At 41.0% G+C, this 25,992-nt stretch carries 25 protein-coding genes; 13 read left to right on the forward strand and 12 right to left on the reverse strand.

The genetic code is table 11. The features are described 5' to 3' along the window. Positions 1 to 57: 57 nt before the first annotated feature. From clpA to rpiA, 6 genes are all read right to left on the reverse strand, one after another. Positions 58 to 2,334: an ATP-dependent Clp protease ATP-binding subunit ClpA gene (clpA, locus tag J4G44_RS09115; RefSeq protein WP_004973441.1), complete on the reverse strand. Its 2,277-nt coding sequence runs from the start codon at positions 2,332 to 2,334 to the stop codon at positions 58 to 60. A gap of 9 nt (positions 2,335 to 2,343) precedes the next feature. Next, on the reverse strand, positions 2,344 to 2,760 hold the full coding sequence (clpS, locus tag J4G44_RS09120; RefSeq protein WP_004973438.1) for an ATP-dependent Clp protease adapter ClpS: 417 nt from the start codon (positions 2,758 to 2,760) through the stop codon (positions 2,344 to 2,346). Between the two features lie 19 nt (positions 2,761 to 2,779). Continuing rightward, positions 2,780 to 3,553 (reverse strand): DUF6776 family protein, encoded by a 774-nt coding sequence (locus J4G44_RS09125; RefSeq protein WP_096901621.1) that lies wholly within the window; start codon positions 3,551 to 3,553, stop codon positions 2,780 to 2,782. 79 nt (positions 3,554 to 3,632) lie between these two features. After that, positions 3,633 to 4,688 (reverse strand): N-acetyl-gamma-glutamyl-phosphate reductase, encoded by a 1,056-nt coding sequence (gene argC, locus J4G44_RS09130; RefSeq protein ID WP_171458206.1) that lies wholly within the window; start codon positions 4,686 to 4,688, stop codon positions 3,633 to 3,635. 187 nt (positions 4,689 to 4,875) lie between these two features. Beyond that, a complete protein-coding gene (locus J4G44_RS09135) occupies positions 4,876 to 5,556 on the reverse strand; it encodes a M48 family metallopeptidase (protein WP_004973431.1) in 681 nt (226 codons plus the stop codon). 90 nt (positions 5,557 to 5,646) lie between these two features. Beyond that, positions 5,647 to 6,318 (reverse strand): ribose-5-phosphate isomerase RpiA, encoded by a 672-nt coding sequence (gene rpiA / locus J4G44_RS09140; protein ID WP_004973429.1) that lies wholly within the window; start codon positions 6,316 to 6,318, stop codon positions 5,647 to 5,649. Between the two features lie 106 nt (positions 6,319 to 6,424). Here rpiA and ilvA point away from each other — a divergent pair, with 106 nt between their 5' ends. The 3 genes from ilvA (at position 6,425) to J4G44_RS09155 (ending at position 10,086) form a co-directional block, all read left to right on the forward strand. Further along, positions 6,425 to 7,963, forward strand: a complete 1,539-nt coding sequence (gene ilvA / locus J4G44_RS09145) for a threonine ammonia-lyase, biosynthetic (protein WP_019837302.1) — start codon at positions 6,425 to 6,427, stop codon at positions 7,961 to 7,963. 129 nt (positions 7,964 to 8,092) lie between these two features. Beyond that, on the forward strand, positions 8,093 to 8,749 hold the full coding sequence (locus J4G44_RS09150; RefSeq protein ID WP_004973425.1) for a potassium channel family protein: 657 nt from the start codon (positions 8,093 to 8,095) through the stop codon (positions 8,747 to 8,749). Continuing rightward, positions 8,746 to 10,086: a TrkH family potassium uptake protein gene (locus J4G44_RS09155; protein ID WP_180008821.1), complete on the forward strand. Its 1,341-nt coding sequence runs from the start codon at positions 8,746 to 8,748 to the stop codon at positions 10,084 to 10,086. The genes J4G44_RS09150 and J4G44_RS09155 overlap by 4 nt, the downstream gene beginning before the upstream one ends. A 95-nt stretch (positions 10,087 to 10,181) precedes the next feature. On the opposite strand, the gene J4G44_RS09160 is transcribed toward J4G44_RS09155, so the two are convergent. The 3 genes from J4G44_RS09160 to J4G44_RS09170 all read right to left on the reverse strand — a co-directional run bounded on the left by J4G44_RS09160 (position 10,182) and on the right by J4G44_RS09170 (position 14,902). After that, on the reverse strand, positions 10,182 to 11,330 hold the full coding sequence (locus J4G44_RS09160) for a phospholipase A (RefSeq protein ID WP_167846033.1): 1,149 nt from the start codon (positions 11,328 to 11,330) through the stop codon (positions 10,182 to 10,184). A 34-nt stretch (positions 11,331 to 11,364) separates the two neighbouring features. Continuing rightward, the gene (locus J4G44_RS09165; protein WP_207973584.1) at positions 11,365 to 14,304 is read right to left on the reverse strand and encodes an insulinase family protein; all 2,940 of its coding nucleotides are present in this window, start codon (positions 14,302 to 14,304) and stop codon (positions 11,365 to 11,367) included. 148 nt (positions 14,305 to 14,452) lie between these two features. Continuing rightward, positions 14,453 to 14,902 carry a GNAT family N-acetyltransferase gene (locus J4G44_RS09170; protein WP_004973417.1) on the reverse strand — a complete coding sequence of 150 codons (450 nt, stop codon included), beginning with the start codon at positions 14,900 to 14,902 and terminating at the stop codon, positions 14,453 to 14,455. Positions 14,903 to 15,041: 139 nt separating this feature from the next. Here J4G44_RS09170 and J4G44_RS09175 point away from each other — a divergent pair, with 139 nt between their 5' ends. From J4G44_RS09175 to J4G44_RS09210, 8 genes are all read left to right on the forward strand, one after another. After that, positions 15,042 to 16,046 carry an adenosine kinase gene (locus tag J4G44_RS09175; protein WP_004973415.1) on the forward strand — a complete coding sequence of 335 codons (1,005 nt, stop codon included), beginning with the start codon at positions 15,042 to 15,044 and terminating at the stop codon, positions 16,044 to 16,046. 14 nt (positions 16,047 to 16,060) lie between these two features. Continuing rightward, complete coding sequence (locus J4G44_RS09180; protein WP_179988655.1) at positions 16,061 to 16,372, forward strand: Rieske (2Fe-2S) protein; 312 nt, start codon at positions 16,061 to 16,063, stop codon at positions 16,370 to 16,372. A 153-nt stretch (positions 16,373 to 16,525) separates the two neighbouring features. Further along, positions 16,526 to 17,134: an OB-fold-containig protein gene (locus tag J4G44_RS09185; RefSeq protein WP_096900848.1), complete on the forward strand. Its 609-nt coding sequence runs from the start codon at positions 16,526 to 16,528 to the stop codon at positions 17,132 to 17,134. Between the two features lie 551 nt (positions 17,135 to 17,685). Further along, on the forward strand, positions 17,686 to 17,877 hold the full coding sequence (cydP, locus tag J4G44_RS09190; protein WP_070155611.1) for a cytochrome oxidase putative small subunit CydP: 192 nt from the start codon (positions 17,686 to 17,688) through the stop codon (positions 17,875 to 17,877). Next, positions 17,877 to 19,457, forward strand: coding sequence for a cytochrome ubiquinol oxidase subunit I (locus tag J4G44_RS09195; protein WP_180158972.1), 1,581 nt, complete (start codon positions 17,877 to 17,879; stop codon positions 19,455 to 19,457). Before cydP ends, J4G44_RS09195 begins: the two co-directional genes overlap by 1 nt. A gap of 2 nt (positions 19,458 to 19,459) precedes the next feature. Then, a complete protein-coding gene (gene cydB, locus J4G44_RS09200) occupies positions 19,460 to 20,605 on the forward strand; it encodes a cytochrome d ubiquinol oxidase subunit II (protein WP_004973405.1) in 1,146 nt (381 codons plus the stop codon). Positions 20,606 to 20,629: 24 nt separating this feature from the next. Next, a complete protein-coding gene (gene cydX / locus J4G44_RS09205) occupies positions 20,630 to 20,731 on the forward strand; it encodes a cytochrome bd-I oxidase subunit CydX (RefSeq protein WP_004860610.1) in 102 nt (33 codons plus the stop codon). Between the two features lie 4 nt (positions 20,732 to 20,735). Beyond that, positions 20,736 to 21,035, forward strand: coding sequence for a cyd operon YbgE family protein (locus tag J4G44_RS09210; RefSeq protein WP_004973403.1), 300 nt, complete (start codon positions 20,736 to 20,738; stop codon positions 21,033 to 21,035). Positions 21,036 to 21,287: 252 nt separating this feature from the next. Here the strand turns inward: J4G44_RS09210 and aroC are convergent, their stop codons facing one another. The 3 genes from aroC to J4G44_RS09225 form a co-directional block, all read right to left on the reverse strand. After that, entirely contained in the window at positions 21,288 to 22,382 is a 1,095-nt protein-coding gene (gene aroC, locus J4G44_RS09215) for a chorismate synthase (RefSeq protein ID WP_004973401.1), read from the reverse strand. A 13-nt stretch (positions 22,383 to 22,395) separates the two neighbouring features. Continuing rightward, entirely contained in the window at positions 22,396 to 23,406 is a 1,011-nt protein-coding gene (prmB, locus tag J4G44_RS09220) for a 50S ribosomal protein L3 N(5)-glutamine methyltransferase (RefSeq protein ID WP_004973398.1), read from the reverse strand. 106 nt (positions 23,407 to 23,512) lie between these two features. Continuing rightward, positions 23,513 to 23,893, reverse strand: a complete 381-nt coding sequence (locus tag J4G44_RS09225; RefSeq protein ID WP_167846038.1) for a lysozyme inhibitor LprI family protein — start codon at positions 23,891 to 23,893, stop codon at positions 23,513 to 23,515. 230 nt (positions 23,894 to 24,123) lie between these two features. Between J4G44_RS09225 and J4G44_RS09230 the strand changes: the two genes are divergently transcribed. Both J4G44_RS09230 and J4G44_RS09235 read left to right on the forward strand, forming a co-directional pair. Continuing rightward, complete coding sequence (locus tag J4G44_RS09230; RefSeq protein ID WP_154320717.1) at positions 24,124 to 24,429, forward strand: hypothetical protein; 306 nt, start codon at positions 24,124 to 24,126, stop codon at positions 24,427 to 24,429. A gap of 143 nt (positions 24,430 to 24,572) precedes the next feature. Further along, a complete protein-coding gene (locus tag J4G44_RS09235) occupies positions 24,573 to 25,946 on the forward strand; it encodes an ABC1 kinase family protein (protein WP_004973390.1) in 1,374 nt (457 codons plus the stop codon). Positions 25,947 to 25,992: the final 46 nt, after the last annotated feature.

Consider the following 25,992-nt stretch of genomic DNA (forward strand, 5'->3'; position numbering starts at 1 on the left):
CATAAAAAATAACCCATGTTCAACATGGGTTATTTTCAAAATTCAAATAAGGATTGATTAGGCTGGTTCAGCCGTTTGATCTTCAAAGACTTCAAGTTTCAAACCGACTGCCTTACCGTTCTCTTTCTTCACAGAAACAGCCACATTACCGCCCTGTTCTGCAAGTTCACCAAACAGAATCATTTCTGCCAATGGCTTTTTCAAGTGTTCCTGAATCAGACGTTGCATTGGACGTGCGCCCATTAAGCGATCATATCCATGCTCAGCCATCCATTCACGCGCATCTTGATCAACCTCAAGAATGACTTTTTTATCATCCAACTGCGCTTGTAATTCAGTCAAGAATTTATCCACTACATTTTCAATTACTGTAGTAGGTAAAGCTTTAAATTGAATGACCCCATCCAAACGGTTACGGAACTCAGGTGAGAAGGCTTTTTTCATCGCTTCTTGGTTGTCATTACTGTTGTCTTGATCCATGAAACCAATGCTCACGCGGGAAATACTTTCCGCACCAATATTAGTGGTCAGAACCAAAATCACATTACGGAAGTCTGATTTACGACCATTATTATCGGTCAATGAACCATGATCCATAATTTGCAGCAATAGGTTAAATACATCAGGATGCGCTTTTTCAATTTCATCCAACAACAACACACAATGCGGATTTTTATGAATCGCATCGGTGAGTAAGCCACCCTGATCAAAACCGACATAGCCTGGAGGTGCACCAATTAAACGTGAAACGGCATGGCGCTCCATGTACTCAGACATATCAAAGCGAACCAATTCCACACCCAACAGTTTTGCCAACTGCTTGGTAACTTCGGTTTTACCAACGCCTGTCGGGCCAGCAAATACAAAACTACCCACTGGTTTGTCTGGTGTTTTTAAACCAGCACGTGACAGTTTAATTGCTGATGCTAACGCTTCAATAGCTTCATCTTGACCAAAGACCACACGTTTTAAATCACGCTCAAGATGTTCAAGTACAGTCTTGTCATCTTTCGATACGGTTTTAGGTGGAATACGTGCAATTTTAGAGACGATATCTTCAATGTTTTCTACTGTGATTAAAGTATCATCTTGCTCAGCTCTTAAACGGCGCTGCGCACCTGCTTCATCAATCACATCAATGGCTTTGTCTGGCAAGAAACGATCATTGATAAATTTGGCCGATAACTCTACCGCAGACACCAATGCTTTATCATCATATTTAACATGGTGAAATTCTTCAAATTTCGATTTTAAACCACGTAAAATATCAATCGTTTCTGAAATTGAAGGCTCATTCACATCAATTTTTTGGAAACGGCGTGAAAGTGCATGGTCTTTTTCAAATACCTGACGATATTCTTGGAATGTCGTCGAGCCAATGCAACGCAAAGTACCATTTGCCAACGCAGGTTTAATTAAATTTGATGCATCCATAGTGCTGCCCATGCTTGAGCCTGCACCAATAATCATGTGGATTTCGTCAATAAATAAAATGGCATCAGGTTTCTTTTTCAAGGCATTTAACAGTTGTTTTAAACGCTTTTCAAAGTCACCACGGTATTTTGTACCCGCTACCAACGCACCGATATCCAAACTATATACTTCGGCATTTTCGAGTGGTTTTGGCGCTTTACCATTCACAATCAGCCACGCCAGACCTTCGGCAATAGAGGTTTTACCCACGCCTGGATCACCCACCAACAATGGGTTGTTCTTACGACGACGGCATAGAATTTGTGCAGCACGCTCAATTTCTTTTTCACGCCCAATTAACGGATCGGTTTTACCCTTTTGCGCTTCAGTATTCAAATTTAGCGTGTAAAGCTCTAACGGGCCAGCATTGGCAGAGCTTGAACTTTCGCTATCTAATTCTTCAACCTCTTCTTCCGCTTGCGTTTCGTCTTTACGTGTACCGTGCGATAAGTATTGCGTTAAGGTCAAACGGTTAATTTGATGACGCTTGAGTAGATACACGGCAAATGAATCACGTTCAGAGTACATTGCCACTAAAATATCTGCGCCTTCAACCGTACGGTCACCACCGCTAGATTGCACATGGAAAATACCACGCTGCAAAATGCGGTCAAAACTTTCGGTCGGGTGCGGTGCCTGATCGTTATTTTCAGCAAGTTTAGGGGTATGTTGTTCTACATATTCTTCGAGTTCTTTACGCAGCACAATAACATCTGCACCACACGCCTTGAGTGCATTGACTGCCGAATCATTGTCTAATAAAGCCAATAATAAATGTTCAACCGTTAGAAACTCGTGTCTCTTTTGACGAGCCATGCTAACAGCCAAACGTAGTGATACTTCTAATTGACGACTGAGCATGTAACCCCCTTAATCTTTAGGCTCAATCTGACAAAGTAATGGATGACCTTGTGATCGAGCGTAATTATTGACTTGGTTCGCTTTCGTTTCCGCAATATCCCGCGGATAGACCCCTGCGACACCTTTTCCTTCATAGTGTACAGTTAGCATTACTTGAGTCGCTTGGTCAAGATTCATTGCAAAGTATTGTTGTAAAATTTCAATTACAAAGTCCATTGGGGTGTAATCATCGTTCATTAAAACGACAACATATAAAGGTGGGCGTTTTAATTGTGGCGGCGCAGTTTGTACCGCAATATCACCATCATCTTCATGTCCTGCATCATCCACACTTAAACGCGGGGTTAAATGCCAATCGACATAGCCAGATTGATGAAAAGTGGTTTTAATTTCATTTAAACAGATGGATCTTTTTTGGGTTCGCATAAGTTTTACATATCACACATTATTGAGCACTGGCTTCTGCTTGTGGAATTTCAGAAATAAAGGCAGAATCTGCCTCCACGGCTTTGCCTTTGCTCCAACTGAAGCGTTTAATCACAGGAGTTGCGCCATTTAAACGGACTTCAATAAAGTCTGGATTAAAGCCTTTAGGCATGCTCCAGCGCCCTGTTAAACGCTCATAATTATCAAAATTAAAATTGCTGTCTTCCATCGGAACAACCAGCACTTCTGTGCCTTGAATTAAACGCAGTTCTACCGTACCACTTGCACGTCGCTTGTTTGGACTCACTTGTACCAAATCGACCTGATATTCATAAGCATTGTCTGGTAATGGTTTCACCCCAAGATTTTGCACGGTCAGGCTTAAACCACCACGTTGACGCAAAACTTCACGATAAATCGCACTCATGCCTTCAGTACGTTGCTTATCTTCAGTTGCTTGAGTGAAAGCTTGATACAAATCATTGGAGTTACTGACCGCAACATCGCGTTCTTGAACCGCAGCATTTAAGCTCTTATTCAGACTTTCCAAACGCGTTTTTTGTTCTTGCACCACTTCAACCAGTTGTTCTGCATCGGCATCGTAACCAACCACAGTTAAGCCCTGACGATGCCCGACTGAATAGCCCAAAAAGCCACTACCTAAAATTAAAATGGCAGCACCAATTGCCAAAGGCGCATTGCTTTCAAGAAATGGCTTTTTTTCTGGCGGTGTAGATGAGGGTGTCATGCTTGAATTCGACTGTGACGTGGTTTCTGTATCGGTGTTATGCATCGTCATCTCTTGTTTTGATTCATTCAAAACACACATTTAAATCGAAATCTAAATGTGTGTGAAGTTGAAAAACGTGTTCTTATGGTAATAAACCAATCACCTCAAGTCCTGCATGTTCTGCAAAACCAAACATGAGGTTCATATTTTGTACTGCTTGCCCTGCTGCACCTTTCACCAAGTTATCTTGTGCCACCAAAAGTACTAATTTTTTCGGTTGTGGCTTATACAATGCGATACGCAACTGGTTAGCGCCACGTACTGAGCGTGTTTCTGGTGAACTGTTGGCTGGCATGACATCTACAAACTGTTCATTGGCATAAAACTGCTCATACAGGCTTTGTAAATCTGCTGCATCACCTGCATCAGTTAAATCTACATAAATGGTGCTGAGCATACCGCGAATCATAGGTACTAAATGCGGTACAAACACAATGTGATTAAACACATCTTTTTGACCCGAAATATTTTCCAATGCTTCTACAATTTCTGGATGATGACGATGCCCCGCAACGCCATAAGCCTTAAAGTTGTCGGCATTTTCAGAGTAAATCATGCCCAAACTGGCTTTACGCCCTGCACCAGATACACCCGATTTTGCATCAATAATAATACTTTCAGGTTTCACTAAAGCTTCAGCTTGTTTAAATAATGGCGCTAAACCAAGTTGCACTGTGGTTGGATAACACCCTGGGTTACCAATCACCTGTGCGTGTTTAATTTGTTCCCGGTTGAGTTCAGACAAGCCATAAACTGAATCTTTTAAAATGTCTGGGCAAGCATGTTGCATGCCATACCATTTTTCAAACTGTGCTAAATCTTGCAAACGGAAATCTGCTGCTAAATCGACTACTTTGGTATTGGCTGCAACAAGTTCCGCAGCATGTTGCATGGCAACGCCATGCGGTGTAGCAAAGAACACCACATCACACTGTTTTAATTCTTCGATGTTTAAATCTGAGTAGCATAGGTTTGTGTGCCCACGCAGGCTTGGGAACATATCATCTACACGGCGACCCGCTTCTGTACGTGAAGTCAGTACATTTACTTTTACATTTGGGTGTCGTAGCAAAAGACGCAATAATTCAACGCCTGTATAACCTGTACCACCGACAATACCAACTGAAATCACGTGCATTACCTCAATTCAAAAGCATGTTTAAGCTAACGCTATAGTATGACAGGAAGTTTTGGTTTTCTAAACTGTTTTACTAGGGTTTTGGGGCTTTTCTTTATTCTGTTGATTTTATAAAAGATGATTTGGATTGTAGTCAATACGTGCAACACCTTTGCATTGTAGTCTTATCATGTGGGTGTTGGCTTTTTTATTGATACCACCACCAAGGCAAAGACGTTGTTTTTAACTGCTTGCGATGCTGCAAATAGTGCGCATCATGCCGTTGTACTTCAACCCAAAATGCAGGACTATGATCAAAATGTCGTGTATGCGCCAACTCATGCACAGCAACATATCGCACAATTTGTTCAGGAAACAACACCAAGGCGCTATTGAGCATAATATGCTGTTGCGTACTGCAACTGCCCCAACGGGTTTTCGGTTGACGAATTGCGCACTGTTTAAATGGCAAAGCAATTTCATGACTGACTGTTTGCAAATATATCGGCAACATTTGTTTGGCATAAGCAATAACAAAGGCTTTTAAATATGCCGCAGGTTGGCGGTCACTAACCCATAGGCAATGCTGTTTTAAATCTAAAATAAAACTGTGTTTTTGTGTTTGATAATGAATATTTAAAGGCTTAGCCAAATTAAAAAGTGATAACTGATTTGGCAATTCACGCCGAACAAGTCCTTGCTGCGCCTGCTGTTTATGCCAAGTTTCAATCATCCACTGTTCAGATTGCTGCAAAAAATCCTGAATTTGTCGCTGAGTACAATATTTCGGTACAGTTAAGCGAATTTGATGCGGCTCGACACGCAAACGTAAACGTGTTGCTTTTGCATGTGGTGTGATTTGAATTTCAGGTAAGTCGGATAATGTCATTGTTGTTCTTTTATTAAATCCTCCCCGACCCTCCTTTAATAAAGGAGGGAGAAAAGCCCCCTATTAAAAACAAGGGGCTTGGGAGACGAATTAAACCGCAGTACGTTCTTCAATGCCGTTATTGGTCGCTACAATTGCAATATCAGCTTTATTGATGGCAAAAATACCATTGGTCACAACACCCGGAATATCATTCAAGGTTTTTTCTAATTCCAACGCATTTAAAATATTTAAATTATAAATATCTAAAATCACGTTACCGTTATCAGTCACCACACCTTCACGGTAAGCAGGATCGCCACCTAAAGCCACAATTTTGCGTGCTACCGCAGAACGAGCCATTGGAATCACCTCAATTGGCAATGGAAACTCACGTCCTAATTGCTCTACCCATTTTGAATCATCGACAATACAGATAAACTTACGTGCAATAGAAGCCACAATTTTTTCACGGGTCAACGCTGCGCCGCCGCCTTTAATCATGTGCATGTGACGGTCAATTTCATCTGCACCATCAACATAAGCATCTAAACTGCCCACAGAGTTCATATCGACCACTTCAATACCAAGTTTCTTTAAGCGCTCCGCAGTCGCTTCAGAACTTGCCACAGCTGCTTCTAATTGTAATTCAGGCAATAAATCAATCAGGAAATTCACTGTACTGCCTGTACCTACCCCCAAAATCCCGCCTTTAGGCAAATGTTTTAATGCTGCTTTGGCAGCCGCTTGCTTCTTTTCATCTTGGGTAGCATACAGACTCATGACTTCACTCAACTATTTTTGACATTTGTTGCCGATTTTACAGCGCAAATGTGCAGGGGTTTGTTACAATAACCCCCTATTTTAAACTGTTAGATGGAAGATTAACATGCTGTCTCGTTTGGTTCGACAAATTTTACAAGCAACGGTCTACGATGTTGCAATCGAAACCCCACTCGACGCAGCGCCACGAATTAGTGAAAAACTGAACAATAACATTCGCTTTAAACGTGAAGACTTACAACCCGTATTCTCTTTTAAATTGCGTGGTGCATATAACCGTATTAGCCAGTTACCCAAAGACCAACTTGAACGTGGTGTAATTACCGCCTCTGCAGGCAACCATGCGCAAGGTGTAGCATTGTCTGGGCAAAAACTGGGCATTCGCGCCATTATCGTTATGCCTAAAACCACGCCAGATATTAAAGTACAAGCGGTAAAACGCTTGGGTGGCGAAGTGGTATTACATGGTGACTCATTTGATGTTGCCAACAAATATGCAATTCAACGTGCCCAAGATGAAGGCATGACTTTTATTCCACCGTATGACGATGAATTGGTCATGGCAGGTCAAGGTACGATTGCCAATGAAATTTTGCGTCAATGGCGCGATGTCGAATATGTTTTCGTTGCTGTTGGTGGTGGCGGTTTAATTGCAGGTGTTGCAGCCTACTTGGGCGATGTCGCACCGCATGTCAAAGTCATTCCTGTAGAATATGATGAATCGGCTTGCTTAAAAGCGGCTTTTGAAGCCAATGAACGGGTTATTTTGCCGCAAGTGGGTTTATTTGCCGATGGTACTGCTGTCGCACAAATTGGTGAGAAACCGTTTGAAGTTTTACAACTACAAAAATCAGATCAATCAGGCCCAATTGTTGAGCGCGATGTAGTTTTGGTGAATACCGATGAAATCTGTGCGGCAATTAAAGACACCTTTGATGAAAACCGCAGTATTGTAGAACCTTCAGGTGCAATGGCTTTGGCAGGCATCAAAAAATATGTCGAGCAACACCAATTGCAAAATAAAAATATTGTGTCAATTGTCTGTGGCGCAAACATGAACTTTGACCGTTTACGCTATATTGCGGAACGTACTGAACTCGGTGAACATAAAGAAGCAATTTTTGCCGTGACCATTCCAGAAGAAAAAGGTGCGTTCCTTAACTTCTGCCGTGCGCTGCAAGGTCGTAATATCACCGAGTTTAACTACCGCGCCAGCGATGCTACTGCTGCGCAAGTCTTTGTCGGCATCAGCTTAAAATCAGGTGAAAAAGAACGCCACGACATTTATGAGTTACTCAAAACTCAATATGATGTTGATGATTTGTCGGATGATGAAGTAGCAAAACTACACATTCGTTATTTGGTCGGTGGTCATGCCGATATTGAAAATGAACGTCTATTCCGTGTGGAATTTCCAGAGCGTCCGGGTGCATTACTGACTTTCTTGGAGCGCTTAGGCCCAACCCATAACATCACCCTGTTCCATTACCGTAACCACGGTGCAGCGGAAGGTCGTGTATTGGTCGGTTTAGAAGCTTCGGATGCCAAACAGAACCCAGATGGTTTAATTGAAACTTTGGAAAAGATCACTTATCCATACCAAGAGATTACTAATAACTTGGGTTATCAGCGTTTCTTAAAATAACCGATCACACATCTCAATAAGTGCAAAAAACCGCTGATTTCAGCGGTTTTTTAGTCATATTGCTACAGTATAGAGCCCTAAAATATTTTAGAATATTGGAAGAATAATATAATTTTTCAGGATGATGCTATGGCACAATTTGCTGTCATTGGTTTAGGTAGCTTTGGTGCAACTGTGGCGACACAATTGGTCAAACTCAACCATGATGTCATTGGGATTGATAGCAATAAAAAGTTTGTAGAAAACATTGCCGATCAAATTACCCATGCGGTGATTGCCGATGCAACCGATGAACACGTTTTGGAAGAACTGAATATTCAAAATTGTGATGCAGTGGTGGTCGCCATTGGTGAAGATATTGAAGCCAGTATTTTGTGTGTCTTAAATTTAAAGAATTTGGGTATTTCTAAAATTTACGTTAAAGCCAAAAGTAAAGCGCATACCATGATTTTGACCCATTTGGGCGTAAGTAAAATTATTCACCCTGAAGAAGATATGGGCGTTCGCATCGCGCAATCGCTGAGTTATCCGATGGTGAGTCGTTATATGAGCCTAAACGACAACCACTATATTGTAAAAGTAAAAATTAAAGACAACTTGCATGGCACGCGCATTCATAGTCTGATGTCACATGCACCCGAAGTTAAACTTTTACTGTTTAAACGTGCCGAAACGATTTTCTATACGCTTGAATCCAATTTAATGCTACAAACAGATGATATTTTGGTGGTTGAAGGACAACTTGAACCATTAAAACGCTTATCTAAACAATTTAAGTCAGAATGAAAAAAACAGCGAAACAACCAATCAAAACTGTCAATTTAAGCCCACCCAGTCTTTTGGCACTGGGCTTTTTAAGCTTTATTAGCATTGGCACAATCTTGCTGAAACTGCCCATTTCCCATCATGGCGAGATGAGTTGGATTAATGCCTTATTTACTGCTACATCTGCAGTGACGATCACTGGATTGTCTGTAGTGAATATTGGCGATGCTTATACCGTATTTGGGCAAATGGTCATTATGTTGTTGTTACAATGTGGTGGCTTAGGTTTTATGACTTTTGCGATTTTAGCGGTTTTAAGTTTGTCATCCAAAATTGGTTTAAAACAACAAATCATGGCGCAAGACACCATTGGGCAAACCAACCTGTCTAAAGTGTCGATGACCATTAAAAGCGTGTTGCTCTACTCATTGTTTTTTGAAGGGATTGGCACGGTTATTTTAACCTTGGCATGGATGCAGGATTATCCATTTAGCGATGCATTTTTCTATGCGGCTTTCTATAGTGTTTCAGCCTTTAACAATGGTGGATTTTCATTATTTCCCAATAGCTTAATGAGTTTTGCAGATCAATACCTGATTACCTTAACTATTAGTATGCTGTATATCATTGGCGGTATTGGTTTTGTGGTACTCATGGATATTAAACGTGCCAAACGCTGGAAAAAACTCTCACCCAATAGCAAGCTGATTTTATCGACCATTGCTGGTTTAAACTTTGTGGCCTTTCTGCTGATTTGGGCTATTGAAGCCAGCAATCCGCATACCCTTGCTGCTATGAGCATTGGCGATCAAGCCCTCAATGCATGGTTTCACGCTACCGTTCCTCGCTCATCAGGCTTTAATAGTCTAGATGTCGCAAGTATGCAAAATAGCTCGACCTTGCTCACCATGCTTCTGATGTTTATTGGTGGTGGTTCGCTCAGTACCGCAGGCGGTATTAAAGTTGGCACATTTATTATTGTCATTTTAAGTGTGATCAGTTTTTTAAGACGTTCAGATGAGGTGCGTGTGTTTAATCATGCTGTACCTGAACGTACCACCTTTAAAGCTTTGGCGGTGATCAGCATCACAGGTATGTTAATTTGCCTCGGTTTGTTTAGCTTACTTGCCCTTGAACCGAAACTGAATTTTTTAGACCTGTTGTTTGAGGCTGTATCTGCAGCGTGCACGGTGGGTTTATCCCGTGGTGTTACAGGTGAATTACAACCTGCCAGCTTAATTATTTTAATGTTGTTGATGTTTGCAGGTCGTTTAGGGCCGCTGACTTTGGCTTATTTAATCGCCACACCACAAAAAAGCCGACTTAAACATCCAACCGCAGATATTCAAGTTGGATAAAAGCTGGATACGATCCGACTTCAAAAACAAACGCCAATCTTCAAGATTGGCGTTTTAAATTCAGTTAAAACCATTTTTAAATCAATGCTAGGTCATTAAAACCAATTCATTAATGAAACACCTAAACCCACATAGGTTGCACGGTGATTATAGTCAATCAAGCTTTCGCCATAACCATCAAACAATTGGAAGTGACCACGTAACTTACCACTAATCGGGAAAACCCAATCAAACTGTGCCGCACCGTGCGAGTCATCACCACCTTTTAGGCTATGACGTAACATCAAAGAAAAGTCATGCTCTTTCCAACGATAAAATGCCAACATGTCACCACGCCCGATATAGTTTTTAATATCTGGGTTGTTGTCATCAGCGCGGTCTTCTTCAATGCGATACCAAGGACGCAACATCAAAGCAAAATTGTCTTTTTCAAAACCAAGATTAAAAATCACCCGATTCCAGCTACGTGACAAAGGGTCTGAACGACCATTGGACTGGTGATTCAATGTCAGCCCCATCAAACGCCCATGTAAACCAAAAAGCTGATAATTGGTACGGAACATTAAACTGGCTTCAGGCTCATAATTGGTTTCACGAAATGGGCGTGACTCATCACCATTGTAAACTTGCCAGCGAGAAGACTGGGTATATCCTAACCAGACATCACCATTATTCCCTAGCAAGTTCTCAACCGCTTTGGTTTTTAAAGAAAGCTGAAATTTACTTTCCATTGAAGTAAGATTCTGCTCCTCACCCAATTGAACTGTGTTTTGCTTATTTAAACTTTGAGGACGTTCATTTTTATCACTGGTCCAAAAGCCGGGCATTAAATACACAGGCTGATAAGCACGTAAATTCCATGTACCCAACTTACTGTCTGCCGAAAGTTCCCAACGCTTATCCAGTAAAGATACATTCGGATCAAGCTTTGGTACATCAAAAGAAAATAAATTGCTTACGCTTACTGCAATTTTTTCTGTCACCGTTTCGGGTTCAGGCGCTAGTGCCTGAGCAGCTTGACGTTCGCTAATCAGCGCTGTTTTTTCTGCTTCAGGAATTTTAAACAGAGCATCGTAACACACCAAACGATCAGCATTTGACTCTAAAGCCACACAGGCTTCAGGTGTTGCAGGTGCAACTAAGCTAGCTGGGTCTTGTGCATAGGTTTTCGCCACAAACACAGTGCTGAGTGCGGCAACACTCAGCGACAGTCCTGTGCGTTCAAACAGTTTGAACGCGCTCATAAATCCCCCTAAGTTTTCGTTGTTATTTCACGTATCAGTTCACTTGTTTAATTTCAAAACCAAGTTCGAGCAATACTTCACGTTTTGACACAGGTGCGACTACGGCTTTAGATGCTTGCTGCTGACGCAAATATTGCTCCGCAACACGTTTTAAATCGTCTAAAGTCACCGCCAATAAACGCTCACGTAATACTGTGCGGAATGAGGGTGTACGCGCGTGCAATAATGCATAACATGCAGTAATCGCTTCACCTGCAGGCGAACCTGGTTTATCCATACTAGCAATTAAACCTAAAATCGCTTCTTCTAGTTGATGCGGCAATTGCTCTGCATTAAATAACCAATCAATACTCGCTTCAAAGTCTGCGAAAGTTTCTGCCAAGCGTGGATCACGATAACTGTAAAAACGGAATGAACATGCATTGCCATCGTAGCTTGCACCGCCACCGTAAGCACCGCCTTTTTCACGGATTGCGCTGTGTAAGAAACCATTGCGCAAATATGCAGCCAATACCATCAAAGGTGCAGCATCAGGATGCGACACTTCCACCGCAGGATACGCAGCCGCACAGAATTGCACATTGGCTTGAATCAACCATGCCTGATCTTGCGTTGAATGATCTACAGGAACTTGAGTTAAAGCAGCAGGATTTTCTGCAACAATAAGTTTATCCCAAACTTCTTGAACTTCTTCGACCAAACGATCGGATTGATGTTCTTCACATACTAACAAAAATTGCTTAGGTGCTTGCAGTAATTTATGGTGAATCAATTGCAATTCAGCAATCAATTTCTCGTATTCCGCTGCATCTTTTTCAATTTTAGCAACCAAGTCTGCCAACCAATTTAATGCGCCCAAACCTGTGTTGTTGTAATCGCGCTGTGCCAAAGCACTGTGATGACGTCCTGCAATTTGCATGGCATAACTATGCCCCGAACCCGACAAACGCGACTGCCAACGGGTTTTACGTTGTTGTAATAGCTCGATAATACGGTCTTTTTCATCAAAACGTAATTGCTCAAATGCCAGTTTCAGCAAGCGGATGGCTTCAAGATTATTCACCAAAGACTTAGTGGTTAAAGTGAGCCATGCACTGATCTGATTTTTGTCATCGACTTTAGAGCGTAAAGATGCGCCCATGCCCAAACCACCGCTGACTGCGGTTTGTAGCTGTTGTAATTCTAAATAGTCGTATTCACCTGCACCCACTTCGCCCATCAAAATAGACAGCAAATTAAAATATGGCGATTGAACAATTTCATCAGGAATTTGAATCAATACTTGCTGATAGTAAATTCCATTGGTTCCTGCATGATATAAATTTAAAGGATAATCAATGCGGTTACTGATAATTTCACGCAACTCACCCTGCACAATATGCAAAGCTGCAGGCACATCTTCCAAACCAACTTTTGGCAATAAATTCAAATCATCTGGCGTATCTTGACGGACTTTTAAAGCTTCCGTTTGCGCGACGATTTCTGCTTTTTGCTCATCTGTGAGTTGTGCGCCTATCTCAGCCAGACGTGCTTTTTCAAGTGCAGCATCTTTGGCCGATTTTTCTGCATCTGGAACCAAAGTCATTTGAACACGGTGCGGGTTATCAATTAAATGCGTCTGAATTAGCCGTGATAACCACATTGGATCTTTAAGTTCTTCTTTGACTTGCTCAATCGCAGTATCTACATCCCACACCTGAATTGGGTCATTGTGGTGAATTGCACTGCTTAAACCATTTAAAATCAAGCTCAACCCGTATGGCATACCATCGCCATTAATTTCACGCTGATGCAATTCAATTTGATGCAAAATTGCATCGACCAATGCCGTATCCACAGGCTGTGCAGCCACGTCTTGTAAAACTTTTAAAACGCCCGCCTGAAATTCTGCTGCATGTTCAGGGTTAGAACCTTGCACACCACAGAAGAAGGTCATTTCAAAGTTGGAATCATCCACGCCCATCAATGGCCCTGTAGATTGTGCATGCGCCCAAGTTTCCAAATAATGACGCAGTGGTGATGCAGAATTTTCAAGTAAAACACCTTCAACCAAACGCATACCTAAGCGTAATTTAATATCGCTTGCTTCAGGCAATAACCACGCCAAAACATGATAAGTTTTATCTTTCAGTTCTTCTGCATCGACTGCATAACTTTCAGTCACTGCCACTGGCGCAGCTAAACGACGCTCAGGCTTCGAATACAACGTTTCGCCCTGTTCAAATTTCGCCAAAGCCAACTGTTCAAACTGTTCTTGTAAATCGTATGCAGGCGTATTGCCAAAAGTCATAAATACCGCATTACTTGGGTGATAATGTGACTTATAAAAATCTACCAATTCTTGATAGGTTAAATCTGGAATATCTTTCGGGTCGCCACCTGAATTGTAGTGGTAAGTTGTTTCAGGGAATAAATGATAAGCCAATTGGTGATAAAGCTGATCGGATGGCGAACTCATCGCACCTTTCATTTCATTAAATACCACGCCTTTATAAACAGGCTCACCATTTTCCAACTCAATACGAATACCTTCCTGAGCAAAATCGAGAGGATTTAAATTGGCTGCAAAAGCCGCATCCATATATACCGCAAGCAGGTTTTGGAAATCTTTTTTGTTTTGTGTTGCAAATGGATAAGCTGTCCAATCTGCCGCGGTAAATGCGTTCATAAAAGTATTCAATGAACGACGAATCATTAAAAAGAACGGGTCACGGACAGGGAATTTTTCAGAACCACACAACGCAGTATGTTCTAAAATATGTGCCTCACCTTTGGAGTCCATCGGCTGAGTGCGAAATGCGACTAAAAATACATTTTCATCATGATCTGTCGCCAAATGATAATGCACCGCACCTGTAACTTTATGTTTATATTCAGACACTAAAATGTCTAAGGCTTCAACATGGTGTTGACGTACCAACTGAAACGCAGGATGTACAGTCTGGGAAATGGTTTCAGTGACATCTACAGTCATGTGATCTCCTAAAAATAAGCAAATAAAAAACTAAAGCCATTATAGCTTTAGTTCTTTAGATAATTCACGTTGAAAACCCGACTAAATTGATTGAAATTTGCAAAGTATCAACAAAATGCTGCCTACACTGCTTGTAGCAGAAGCAAAACTAGATCAGGTATTTAAAATAACTATAGTTTGGATGATTTTCGACATACACATAATTCTGTTTTTGATAAAAATGCGCTGCCGATTTGGTATCAGTGTTTAAACACAACGCCGAAAAATTAGCACGTGCTTTTTTCTCTAAATGTTGCAAGAGCTGTTTGCCTACGCCATGTTTACGATAATTTGGCAAAACATAAAAACGACGTACACGTCCAATACGACTTTCAATATCTTGCTCATTCCATTGCTGGTTTAAGCCACCACATGCAACCAATTGATCACCATCGTAAACAAACAATAAAAACTCACCAGGCTGATTAAAGCGGTTTTTACCACTTTCCCATTCTTCAATTAAACGATGGACAAAATCAAAGCCTTCTTGAGCAGCATGTTTGGCCAAAGTCTGAATTTGCGTTGGTAACTCTTGTGCTTCTTTAATTTCGATGTTCATCTAACCTTCCTGATAACTCTGCTAAACCCCTATTTTTCATCAATAACATTCATTCAGCTGAATTTTATTCATGAAACTACAGCAATCCTGAGCATTGGTGTAAACTTAGCGTTTTTAATTTTGACTGTGATTTAAAGACATGGCAACTGTTGACCTTTTTGCAATTGGTAATGCATTAATTGACCAAGAATTTCAAGTCTCGGATGACTTTCTCATTCAACATAGCTTGCAAAAAGGTACTATGCAATTAACCGATGGTGAAACACAAGCAAATTTATACAACAACTTAATTAAAACACAAAGACATAAAGGCCAAGCTTCGGGTGGTTCTGCCGCAAATACCACCGTTGCATTTAGTGCTTTAGGTGGTCAAGCCTTCTATGCCTGCCGTGTTGGTAACGATGAATTGGGTGATATTTACCTCAAAGGCTTAAATGAAGCAGGTATTCACACTACAACCAAATCGGTCAGTGAAGGCGTTACAGGGACTTGTATGGTACTTGTGAGTGATGACTCTGAACGTACCATGCACACTTACTTGGGCATTACCGCAGAACTTTCTGCTACACAAATTGATTTTGAGCCACTTAAAACAGCAAAATGGCTTTATATCGAAGGTTATTTATCTACTAGTGATACTGCACGTGCTGCGGTAAAACAAGCGCGTGAAATTGCCAAAGCCAATCAGGTTAAAATTGCACTGACTTTATCTGATCCTGCCATGGTGCAATATGCGCGTGAAGGTTTGGATGAATTACTAGATGATGGTGTGGATTTGATCTTCTGTAACCAGCAAGAAGCCATGATGTACACAGGAACGGAAACGGCTGAAGCGGCATTAGAACAACTAAAACAAAAAAGCAAATACATTGTCATTACATTGAGCGCACAAGGTGCCCTAATTTATGATGGCAACAACGCTTTTTCTGTACCAGGTCGTCAAGTCACTGCTGTTGATGCCAACGGTGCGGGTGATGCCTTTGCAGGTTCATTCCTGTATGCACTCAATGCAGGCTTAGGTTTCCAAACTGCAGCTCAACTTGCCATTCTGATTTCAAGTGAAGTGGTTTCTCAATTCGGCCCTCGTCTTGCGGTAGAAGATTACGCTAAACTTTTGCATAGCATTCAAAAGGAATCTGCATAATGAATAAAATTTGTATGATGGAAGACATTCCTGAGCGTGAAGCACGTGCCTACGAAACGCCAAATGGTGACACAATTTTTATCACCCAACGTGATGGCATGTATTACGCTTACCAAAACGTCTGCCCACACCTACAAGTGGAATTAGAATTTTTAGAAAACCAGTTCTTAGACCGCGACCAAGAATATATCGAATGCTCAACGCATGGTGCATTGTTTATGGTTGAAACAGGTGAATGTATTTCTGGCCCTTGTTTAGGTCAATCACTTGAAAAAGTCGAGATCAGCGTTCATTCAGATGGTGGGATTTACTTGATCAACGACTAACTTTTTTGCAACTTTCAGAAAGAAGCGAAAAGTTCCAAATCTTAGCTCTATACAAAACTAGATCATTTATCTATGCTCTCTAAGCAGAGCTAGATCAATGATCTGTGTCTAAATAGCATCACCTATAAATATTTCAACACGTGAGTTTAGCGCATGCATGAGTTTTTATCTGATTTGAACTTAATGCCCTTTCACCTCAGCCTAGTTGTTTTATTGCTACTCAGCACTGTCGAAACGATTGGTTATTACTTTAATTTTCGTCCAAGTCAGTTGCTCAAACGTGCATTTTCACAACGAATTACAGAATCGCCACTTTTAGATGTTAAATTTTCTAAAGTACTGATTTTTGTTTTTTTACTGATGAATTTCAGTGTTGCAGGATATTTTTTACAGTTTTTGATTTACTCACAACAACAACATTTCGTTCCTGCTTATTACATTATTATTCCAGCGTTTATTATTGCCATCTTTTTTACAGTCTTCATGATTCACTGTTTAGACCAAGTGATTAAGCCCAAATATAGCGTGCGCCAAGTCGATTTACTCGGACGTTTAGCCACAATTTCCAGTGGTAATGCCCGTCCTGGTTTTTCTGCACAAGCACGTGTACGTGATGAGTTTGGGCAACTGCATTATGTGCAGGTTGAACCTGAATTTGGTGAGCTTGAATTTCAAGCTCAAATTATTATTGTGCGCAAAAAAAGATCTCACTATCTTGCCAAAAAAATTTCGGCATCAAATAACCTATTTAGCAATCAATAAGTTATTTTTTAAGATTTAAAACCAATCTTGCTGACCTAAGAAAGTTAAAATTTTTCACTCAAACTCAACACAATCTGTTTGTTTATAAACGATACATTTCATGTGATCTGAACAATATTTACACAAAATCATTATGAAAAAATGCTGTTTACCCTAGACTAAGCCAAAGACAAAGCACCACTACATTGTAGGGAAATAAAAAAATATGCGGAATCGTCATTAAACTTTAACAAAAGAATGAGAATAATTATTAGCTGATAATATCTCTAATTTATTGCTATTTTTAGATTGATTTTTATTCATAGCAATTTAGTCTGATTTGCTTTTTTAAAATATAAGTATTTTAGTCAGATTTGGAATTATTAATTACAAGTGTTTCTGTCAAGTTTAAAAAATATTACTTTCCTCCATTTACTCTGCAACACCCAAAAACAAACTATTGATTTATAATAAGTTAACAATATATTTGCATTTTAACTGTGCCAGCTATTTTTTTTTGTATGTTTTTGTTTAATAATATAAAACACAGTTTAAAAAATAGGCTTATAAAAGTGAGCTTAGTTCCTAAAGATTTAAATAGAAAAGTAGTTCGTGAACTCACGATCATTTTAATAATTAAGGTCGTGCTGTTAATGGTCATCAAAAATATTTGGTTTGATGCCCCAACTATTCCTCAAAATTTTGATTCACAAGTTGCTGAGCGTATTGCTGGCAGTCCTTCCTCAATCAAGGAGACACGTTGATGATTTCTGAAAGCGTGGTCGATCTCTCGCGGTTCCAATTCGCAATGACCGCGATGTATCACTTTATTTTTGTTCCACTGACTTTAGGTCTGGCTTTTATTCTTGCCATTATGGAAACCACGTATGTGATTTCTGGTAAAGAAGTTTATAAAGACATGACCAAATTCTGGGGAAAACTCTTCGGTATTAACTTTGCCTTAGGGGTAACCACTGGTTTAACCATGGAGTTCCAGTTTGGTACAAACTGGGCGTATTACTCACACTACGTGGGTGATATCTTTGGTGCACCACTCGCAATTGAAGGTTTAATGGCCTTCTTCTTAGAATCGACCTTCATTGGTTTATTCTTCTTTGGATGGGATCGCCTCTCCAAAGTGCAGCACTTATGTGTAACGTGGCTGGTTGCGCTTGGTTCTAATATGTCCGCTCTCTGGATTTTAGTTGCCAACGGCTGGATGCAGAACCCAGTGGGTTCTACCTTTAACTACGAAACCATGCGTATGGAATTGGTTGACTTCGGGGCGTTAATTTTTAACCCTGTTGCGCAAGTTAAATTCGTACACACTGTTTCTGCAGGTTATGTAACCGGTGCTATTTTCGTTTTAGCAATTTCAAGTTATTACTTATTGAAAAAGCAAGACTTGCCATTTGCGCGTCGTTCATTCGCTATTGCAGCAATTTTCGGTTTAGCTTCTACTTTATCTGTAATTCTACTTGGTGATGAATCAGGTTATGAATTAGGTGATGTTCAAAAAACCAAACTCGCAGCAATTGAAGCAGAATGGGATACTCACCCTGCTCCTGCAGCGTTCACTTTATTTGGTATTCCAAACGAAGAAACGCAAACGACAGATTACGCAGTTAAAATTCCTTATGTAATGGGGATTATTGCAACGCGTTCTATCACCGAAGAAGTGACTGGTATTAAAGACCTGATCGCAAACCACGAAGTTCGTATTCGTAACGGTATGGTTGCTTATCAACAACTTGAGCAATTACGTGCGGGCGACCAATCTCCTGAACTTAAAGCTGCATTTGAGCAAACTCAAACCGATTTGGGTTATGGTTTATTGTTGAAAAAATACACGCCAAACGTAGTAGATGCGACTGACGAACAAATTAAAATGGCTGCTGCGGATACTATTCCACACGTACCAAGTTTGTTCTGGGCATTCCGTGCCATGGTAGCTTCTGGTTTCTTAATGCTGTTGTTATTCGCACTTGCAACTTTTGCAGTGGCTAAACGCAACGCAGAAAGTAAACCTTGGTTATTAAAATTTGCGTTATTCTCATTACCATTACCTTGGATTGCAGCGCAAACAGGTTGGTATGTAGCAGAAGTTGGTCGTCAACCATGGACAATTGGTGAAGTACTTCCAACACACTTGTCTGCATCTTCACTCAGCACTGGCGACGTATGGGGCTCAATCATTGCATTGGCAGCGTTCTATACCGTTTTGCTGATTATTGAAATGTACTTGATGATCAAATTCTCACGTCTAGGCCCAAGCTCGCTTCATACTGGTAAATACCACTTCGAGAAAATTGAAGCTGCGAAAAAAGCCAATGAGGAGGCTTAAGCATGATCGAATATGAATTACTCAAAATCATTTGGTGGGTGTTAGTGGGTGTATTACTCATTGGCTTTGCCCTCACCGATGGCTTCGACATGGGCTCAATGGCGATCATGCCATTTGTAGGTAAAAATGACGAAGAACGCCGTGCTGCAATCAACACGATTGCACCGCACTGGGATGGTAACCAGGTTTGGTTCATTACAGCGGGTGGCGCGTTATTTGCTGCTTGGCCAATGGTATATGCAACAGCATTCTCAGGCATGTATTGGGCACTACTCTTAGTTCTGTTTGCCCTATTCCTGCGCCCAGTTGGTTTTGACTACCGCTCAAAACTTGAAAACACCAAATGGCGTACATCTTGGGACTGGGGTTTGGCTGTAGGTGGTGCAGTTCCTGCATTAGTGTTCGGTGTTGCGTTTGGTAATATGTTCCTTGGCGTACCATTTACCCTAGACGAAACTGTACGTTCAACATATACAGGCAGCTTCTTTGCATTATTAAACCCATTCGCTTTAGTGTGTGGTTTAGTCAGCTTGTCTATGCTTTGCGCGCATGGTGGTGCATGGTTAATGCTGCGTACCGATGGTGACTTACGTGCACGCTCTGCAAAAGCAACGCAAATCATGGGTATTGTGTTCCTTGTGTGTTTCTTAGGTGCAGGCGCATGGTTATACTTCGGTGGTATCGAAGGTTATACCCTAGTAACTCCATACGACACGAATGGCGTAGCAAACCCATTGGCTAAAGAAGTTTTAACCAATGCAAACCCAGGCTGGATGAATAACTACTCAGCGTACCCTATTACCATGATTGCACCAATTATGGGCATCTTGGGCGGTATTTTGATTATTCTTGCAGCAGGTAAAAACAAAGCTGGTTTAAGTTTCACAGGTTCATCTTTAGCGGTGATCGGTGCGATTTTAACTGCAGGTTTTGCATTGTTCCCATTCTTAATGCCATCAAGCCTCAACCCAGTTGCAAGCTTGACCATGTGGGATGCGGTATCAAGTAAAAACACATTAACTGTAATGACTGTTGCAGCATGTATCTTCGTACCAATTATTTTGCTATACACCACTTGGTGTTACTACAAAATGTGGGGCGTTATCACCAACAAGCACATTAAAGAGAATTCACACAGCCTTTACTAAGGCTGTGTCTAAGGAGAATAAATTATGTGGTACTTTGCATGGATTCTCGGTATTCTGATGGCATGCTTTGCAGGTGTCTTGAGTGCCCTGTATATTGAATCTCATCAAGACCTTGACGAGGAATAATTAGATGACAGACACTGCAGTGAACGCTGAAACAACAGTTCAAAAACCGAACAAGATTGCGATGGTTATTTCATGTTTATTGGCATTCCCACTCGCAGCTGTACTGCTTCTTCATCCAGCAGCAATGCTGGATGCCAACGGTGAATATAGCCACCGTGCCATGATGTTTATTATGATTGGTATTTCAGGTGGCTTTGTACACGGTGTTGGTTTTATTCCACGCTTTTGGTTTTGGAAATGGTTATTTAGCCCATTTGTGGCTTGGCCATTGATGATTTGGGGTTATTACACTTGGTTTCTTTAATGAGGTGTAAATAAATTCCTTGAAAAGAGCGCAATATGCGCTCTTTTTTATTGGCTTAATATTTAGGAGCCGCAGATCATTCCTCTGCATCTTCACCATATAAAACAGCGTATAAAATTTTGAAACTTACAATCTAAAAGAAGAACTAAGCTCAAAACTCAGGCAGAAAAAAGCCAAACACTACGGTTTGGCTTTTTTCACAACATATTTTCGCACTTGGCAATGATTATGCACCTTGCTTAAAGCATATTGTTATTTCGGCTCAATGGGTGCAAACGGTGCAACCACATCGGCATTCTGCGCACGATGACGCATGAAATGATCCATCAATACAATCGCAAGCATAGCTTCTGCAATTGGCGTTGCACGCACACCTACGCAAGGATCATGGCGTCCTTTGGTCAGTACATCCGTATCTTCACGGTTTAAATTAATGGTTTTACCAGGTGTAGTAATACTGGCTGTTGGTTTTAAAGCAATCGCAACACGAATATCTTGACCACTAGAAATACCGCCTAAAATACCGCCTGCATGGTTCGCCAAAAAGCCGTCAGTGGTCAGTTCGTCACGGGTTTCATGCCCAAACTGCGCTGCCACTGCAAAACCATCTCCAATTTCAACGCCTTTCACAGCATTGATAGACATCATGGCATGGGCAATATCGGCATCTAAACGATCAAAAACAGGTTCCCCCCAACCCACAGGAACTTTTTCAGCCACAATTTCCAGTTTTGCACCACAGCTTGTACCCTGTTCACGCAAAGACGTTACCAAAGCTTCAAAACGTGGTACAGCATCGGCATCGCCACAGAAAAATGGATTGTTTGGTACTTCGTTCCAATCTAGCTTTTCAGCTTTTTCTGTACCAATTTGAGTGACGTGACCACGAATCACAATTCCAAATTTTTCGAACAGGTATTTTTTTGCAATTGCACCTGCTGCAACGCGCATTGCTGTTTCACGTGCGCTTGAACGTCCACCACCACGATAATCGCGGAAACCATACTTTTGCGTATAGGTATAATCTGCATGCCCAGGGCGGAAAGTCTGTGCAATATTACCGTAGTCTTTCGATTTTTGGTCAGTATTACGAATCAGTAAACCAATTGAAGTTCCAGTGGTTTTACCTTCAAAGACACCTGAAATAATTTCAACTTCATCGGGTTCTTTACGCTGTGTCGCAAACTTAGACGTACCCGGTTTACGGCGATCCAAATCTTTTTGTAAATCTTCTGCAGACAGTTCAATCCCCGGTGGCACGCCATCGACAATCGCCATCAGACCTACGCCATGAGATTCACCACAAGTCGTTACACGGAAAAGTTGCCCTATACTATTACCTGCCACGTCCAACGACTCCTTATGCTTGAACAGATTGAATAAATAAATCGCGATATTGACGGCATTGTGCTGCAGTCAATGCAAAAATACCTGAACCACCTTTTTGGAATTTTAACCAGTGCAAATCAACCGTGTTGAAATTCTGTTTCATCGCCCATTCAGAATTACCTACTTCAATCACAATCAGACCATCTTCAGTTAAGTAATCTGCCGCCTGCGCCAACATTTTACGGACTAAATCTAAGCCGTCTTGCCCTGCTGCCAATGCCAATTCTGGCTCATGATGGAATTCTTCAGGTAAATCTGCCATATCTTCCGCATCAACATACGGCGGGTTAGATACGATTAAATCATACTGATTTTCGGCTGGGATTTTGGCGAATAAATCAGACTCAAGCAACGCCACTTGGTATTGTTTGTTGTGATGTTCACAGTTAATTTGTGCGACTTCCAAAGCATCTTTTGAAATGTCAGTTGCATCGACTTCAGCATCTGGAAAAGCATAAGCCAAAGCAATCGCAATACAACCTGAACCCGTGCACATATCCAAAATACGTTGTGGGGTTTTAGGCGCAGCATTGGCTGGTAAATTGTTATCTGCTTCGCGCATTTGACCTTCTTCATCTAGGCAATATGGCGCAAAACGATTTTCAATTAGCTCGGCAATAGGTGAACGTGGAATTAGAACACGCTCATCGACATAAAATGGTTTTCCGAAGAAATACGCCAAGTTTAATAAGTAAGAAGTTGGTACTTTTTCATTGATACGACGTTCGAGCAAGCTTAAAAATTCAGCTGCTTCGCTCGGCAATAATTTTGCATCTAAAATTTCAGCGTCTGCATTCCAGTCTAAAGACAAAGTTTGTAACACCAATGCAGAACTTTCTGCAAAATAATCTTCTGTACCTTGACCTAAATGTGCATCGTATTGACGTAGTGCTGTAACCCCAAAGCGAATAAAATCACGAATGGTTGATAGGTTTTCAGCAGCTTCCTGCAAATGTTCAGGGCTAATTGTCGGTCGATCCACTTAAGGCGCTCCAAGGTCAAATTTTAAAACGCCTTATGATACCTTGTTTTGCTCGGTTTTATAATGTTTAAGCAGTTTCCAAGTAATTTATTTACTATGGTTTTACTTATTTGATTCCCTCAAACTGACCTTGATAATAATCAGCGCGCTCTGCTGTTTGCAGCAAAACACATTGTGCACGTTGTAATGCGGCAAAATCGCTTTGAGTCGATAAATAACAGCGTTGTTTTACACGGTTTTCCCAAAGTTGATGCTGTTGTTGAATATTACTGGCATTGCCTGCGCTGCGTTTTACATAGGCTTTATAGTGTTTTTTGAGTCGTTTGGTTTGTGCTTTTTGCTCAGTTTTAATACATTTTTGCGATTGGGAAATTTTGCCATAACTATTGTTCATACATTGCGTATAGCCTTGTGAAACGCCATTCGCCCAAACTTGAGCTGTACCCAAAGTCAGCATCCCCAATAGTGTAAATATCCAAACTTTCATATTTTCCCCTGAGCGCAGTCTGTTTTTAAAGCGCGGTAAATTTTCAATATTTTATAATTTTACAAAACCCAAATTGCTGCATTGATGCTACAAGATTCAGGTTAAAAAGCATATAGTCAATCCCCTGCTTTTTATGATTCAGTCTATGATAAATGCACAACAATCATTGAAAAATGTGACAATATCCCAATAATTGAATTACTCATTTTATAGATGAAACTTTCAGCCTTATGAGCTACAAACACAATAATTTGATGGCCATGCGCCAAAGCTATTGGAACGACAACCACTCCGAAGCAGTCTTGATTGAAAAACAATTTTTTCAGCAAATTTTGATTGAAAACGGCATTTTTGAAAATTCGTCATTAGATGATGCCAAATATCTATTTTTTAGTTTGCCCAGCGTGATTATTGTTAAGGGATATGCGCATGGTTTTTTACACGATTCTGTAAAATTGATGATTCTCAAATTTATCCAAGACAACAAAGCGCAATTGATGAAAAAAGCCGAAACCAAAGTGCAATATCGGATGTAAAAGTACTTTTAAGCCGTTTTTCATACTTTTTTCACGAGGAAACTCGTCGTTCAGCAAGTTGAACTTTTTTAATACGTTAAGACGCGCTAATATCCGTTACAATCTAATTTTCCTGCGTATTGCTGATTTAAGGATTGATTTTAATGTCAGATCAGAACGATAAGCTTAAACAACTCAAGACTTCCTCTATGGATCGACGCTTATCCATCGCAAAGGCATCTTTACTTGCAGGAACACGATGGGCAGCCTCGAATGCCACCTCTATGTTTTCAAGCGAAGAAGAAAAAGAACGTAAACGAAAAAAAGCCATGAAAGAACAAGCCGATTACTTGGTGGCTGAAATTGGCAAACTCAAAGGCTCTATCGTGAAGATTGGGCAAATGATGGCGCTGTACGGCGAACATTTTTTACCTGAAGAAATTACGCAAGCACTCAACACGCTGAATAACCAGACTGTCGCATTGGCATGGCCTGCGATTAAACAGCAATTACAGGCACAGTTAGGTGCCAAACTTGATGATCTCACCATTGATCATGAGCCATTAGGTACAGCCTCTTTGGCTCAAGTTCACCGCGCGACCCGCAAGTCGGATGGTTTGGAGTTGGTATTAAAAATCCAATATCCAGGCGTAGCAGATGCGATTGACTCAGACATGAGCCTATTTAGAAATATGCTCAAATTGACACGCATGGTGCCGCAAACCCGTGAATTTGATCAGTGGTTTGATGAAGTGCGTGAAATGATGCATCGTGAAGTCAACTATCAAATTGAAGCGGAAACGACACGTCGTTTTGCTGCCCGTTTAAAAGATGATCCGCGCTACATTGTGCCGCAAATTGTGGATGAATACTGTAGCGACCAAGTGCTGTGTATGACCTTTGAACGTGGCGTACCGATTAACAGCCCTGTCATGCTCTCATTACCTCAAGAACGCCGTAACCAATTAGGCGAAGCCTCTTTAGAAATTGCTGTGCGTGAAGTATTTGAATGGGGCGAAATGCAGACTGACCCGAACTTTGGCAACTACTTAGTTCGCTTAGGTAATGGTGAAGATATTCACGATAAAATTGTACTGCTCGACTTTGGTGCTATTCGTCAATTTGATCAACACTTGCTGACTGTGGCGCGTAATTTGATCAAGGCGGGTTATTACCACGACCCACAAATGATGGTGAATGCCATGACGGGTTATGAGTTTTTTGACAGCATCCCTGAAAGCATTAAACCTGACATGGCAAAAGTGTTTCTATTGGCAACCGAAGCCTTTAGTCACTTAGACAATAACCGCGATTTACCTGCAGGCGTGATGGATGAACAATCGCGCTATGACTGGAAAAAAAGTCAGCTGCATAGCCGTGTCATGCAACAAGCATCTAAATCGATGGCTTCGCGTTACTTTAGTGTGCCGCCTAAAGAATTTATGTTTATTAGCCGTAAATTTATTGGTGCCTACACCTTTATGACCGTGATTGATGCGAAAACCAATGTCCGCAAAATGATTCAAAAGTTTATTTAAGTCCCAACTTTTATTTCTTTGATCAAAGCTGTTATATAGACCTAAA

This window comes from Acinetobacter towneri (assembly GCF_017498585.1).
Lineage (GTDB): Bacteria > Pseudomonadota > Gammaproteobacteria > Pseudomonadales > Moraxellaceae > Acinetobacter > Acinetobacter towneri.

Excerpts from the sequence above, each read along its gene's own strand:
- J4G44_RS09230 (WP_154320717.1), top strand. The coding sequence starts at position 24,124 with ATGAGCTACAAACACAATAATTTGATGGCCATGCGCCAAAGCTATTGG.
- J4G44_RS09160 (WP_167846033.1), bottom strand. The coding sequence starts at position 11,330 with ATGAGCGCGTTCAAACTGTTTGAACGCACAGGACTGTCGCTGAGTGTT.
- clpS (WP_004973438.1), bottom strand. The coding sequence starts at position 2,760 with ATGCGAACCCAAAAAAGATCCATCTGTTTAAATGAAATTAAAACCACT.
- J4G44_RS09135 (WP_004973431.1), bottom strand. The coding sequence starts at position 5,556 with ATGACATTATCCGACTTACCTGAAATTCAAATCACACCACATGCAAAA.
- J4G44_RS09195 (WP_180158972.1), top strand. The coding sequence starts at position 17,877 with ATGATTTCTGAAAGCGTGGTCGATCTCTCGCGGTTCCAATTCGCAATG.
- J4G44_RS09235 (WP_004973390.1), top strand. The coding sequence starts at position 24,573 with ATGTCAGATCAGAACGATAAGCTTAAACAACTCAAGACTTCCTCTATG.
- rpiA (WP_004973429.1), bottom strand. The coding sequence starts at position 6,318 with ATGAGTCTGTATGCTACCCAAGATGAAAAGAAGCAAGCGGCTGCCAAA.
- J4G44_RS09175 (WP_004973415.1), top strand. The coding sequence starts at position 15,042 with ATGGCAACTGTTGACCTTTTTGCAATTGGTAATGCATTAATTGACCAA.
- J4G44_RS09150 (WP_004973425.1), top strand. The coding sequence starts at position 8,093 with ATGGCACAATTTGCTGTCATTGGTTTAGGTAGCTTTGGTGCAACTGTG.
- J4G44_RS09225 (WP_167846038.1), bottom strand. The coding sequence starts at position 23,893 with ATGAAAGTTTGGATATTTACACTATTGGGGATGCTGACTTTGGGTACA.
- cydB (WP_004973405.1), top strand. The coding sequence starts at position 19,460 with ATGATCGAATATGAATTACTCAAAATCATTTGGTGGGTGTTAGTGGGT.
- J4G44_RS09180 (WP_179988655.1), top strand. The coding sequence starts at position 16,061 with ATGATGGAAGACATTCCTGAGCGTGAAGCACGTGCCTACGAAACGCCA.
- clpA (WP_004973441.1), bottom strand. The coding sequence starts at position 2,334 with ATGCTCAGTCGTCAATTAGAAGTATCACTACGTTTGGCTGTTAGCATG.
- J4G44_RS09185 (WP_096900848.1), top strand. The coding sequence starts at position 16,526 with ATGCATGAGTTTTTATCTGATTTGAACTTAATGCCCTTTCACCTCAGC.
- cydX (WP_004860610.1), top strand. The coding sequence starts at position 20,630 with ATGTGGTACTTTGCATGGATTCTCGGTATTCTGATGGCATGCTTTGCA.
- J4G44_RS09170 (WP_004973417.1), bottom strand. The coding sequence starts at position 14,902 with ATGAACATCGAAATTAAAGAAGCACAAGAGTTACCAACGCAAATTCAG.
- J4G44_RS09210 (WP_004973403.1), top strand. The coding sequence starts at position 20,736 with ATGACAGACACTGCAGTGAACGCTGAAACAACAGTTCAAAAACCGAAC.
- J4G44_RS09125 (WP_096901621.1), bottom strand. The coding sequence starts at position 3,553 with ATGCATAACACCGATACAGAAACCACGTCACAGTCGAATTCAAGCATG.
- J4G44_RS09155 (WP_180008821.1), top strand. The coding sequence starts at position 8,746 with ATGAAAAAAACAGCGAAACAACCAATCAAAACTGTCAATTTAAGCCCA.
- argC (WP_171458206.1), bottom strand. The coding sequence starts at position 4,688 with ATGCACGTGATTTCAGTTGGTATTGTCGGTGGTACAGGTTATACAGGC.
- ilvA (WP_019837302.1), top strand. The coding sequence starts at position 6,425 with ATGCTGTCTCGTTTGGTTCGACAAATTTTACAAGCAACGGTCTACGAT.
- J4G44_RS09165 (WP_207973584.1), bottom strand. The coding sequence starts at position 14,304 with ATGACTGTAGATGTCACTGAAACCATTTCCCAGACTGTACATCCTGCG.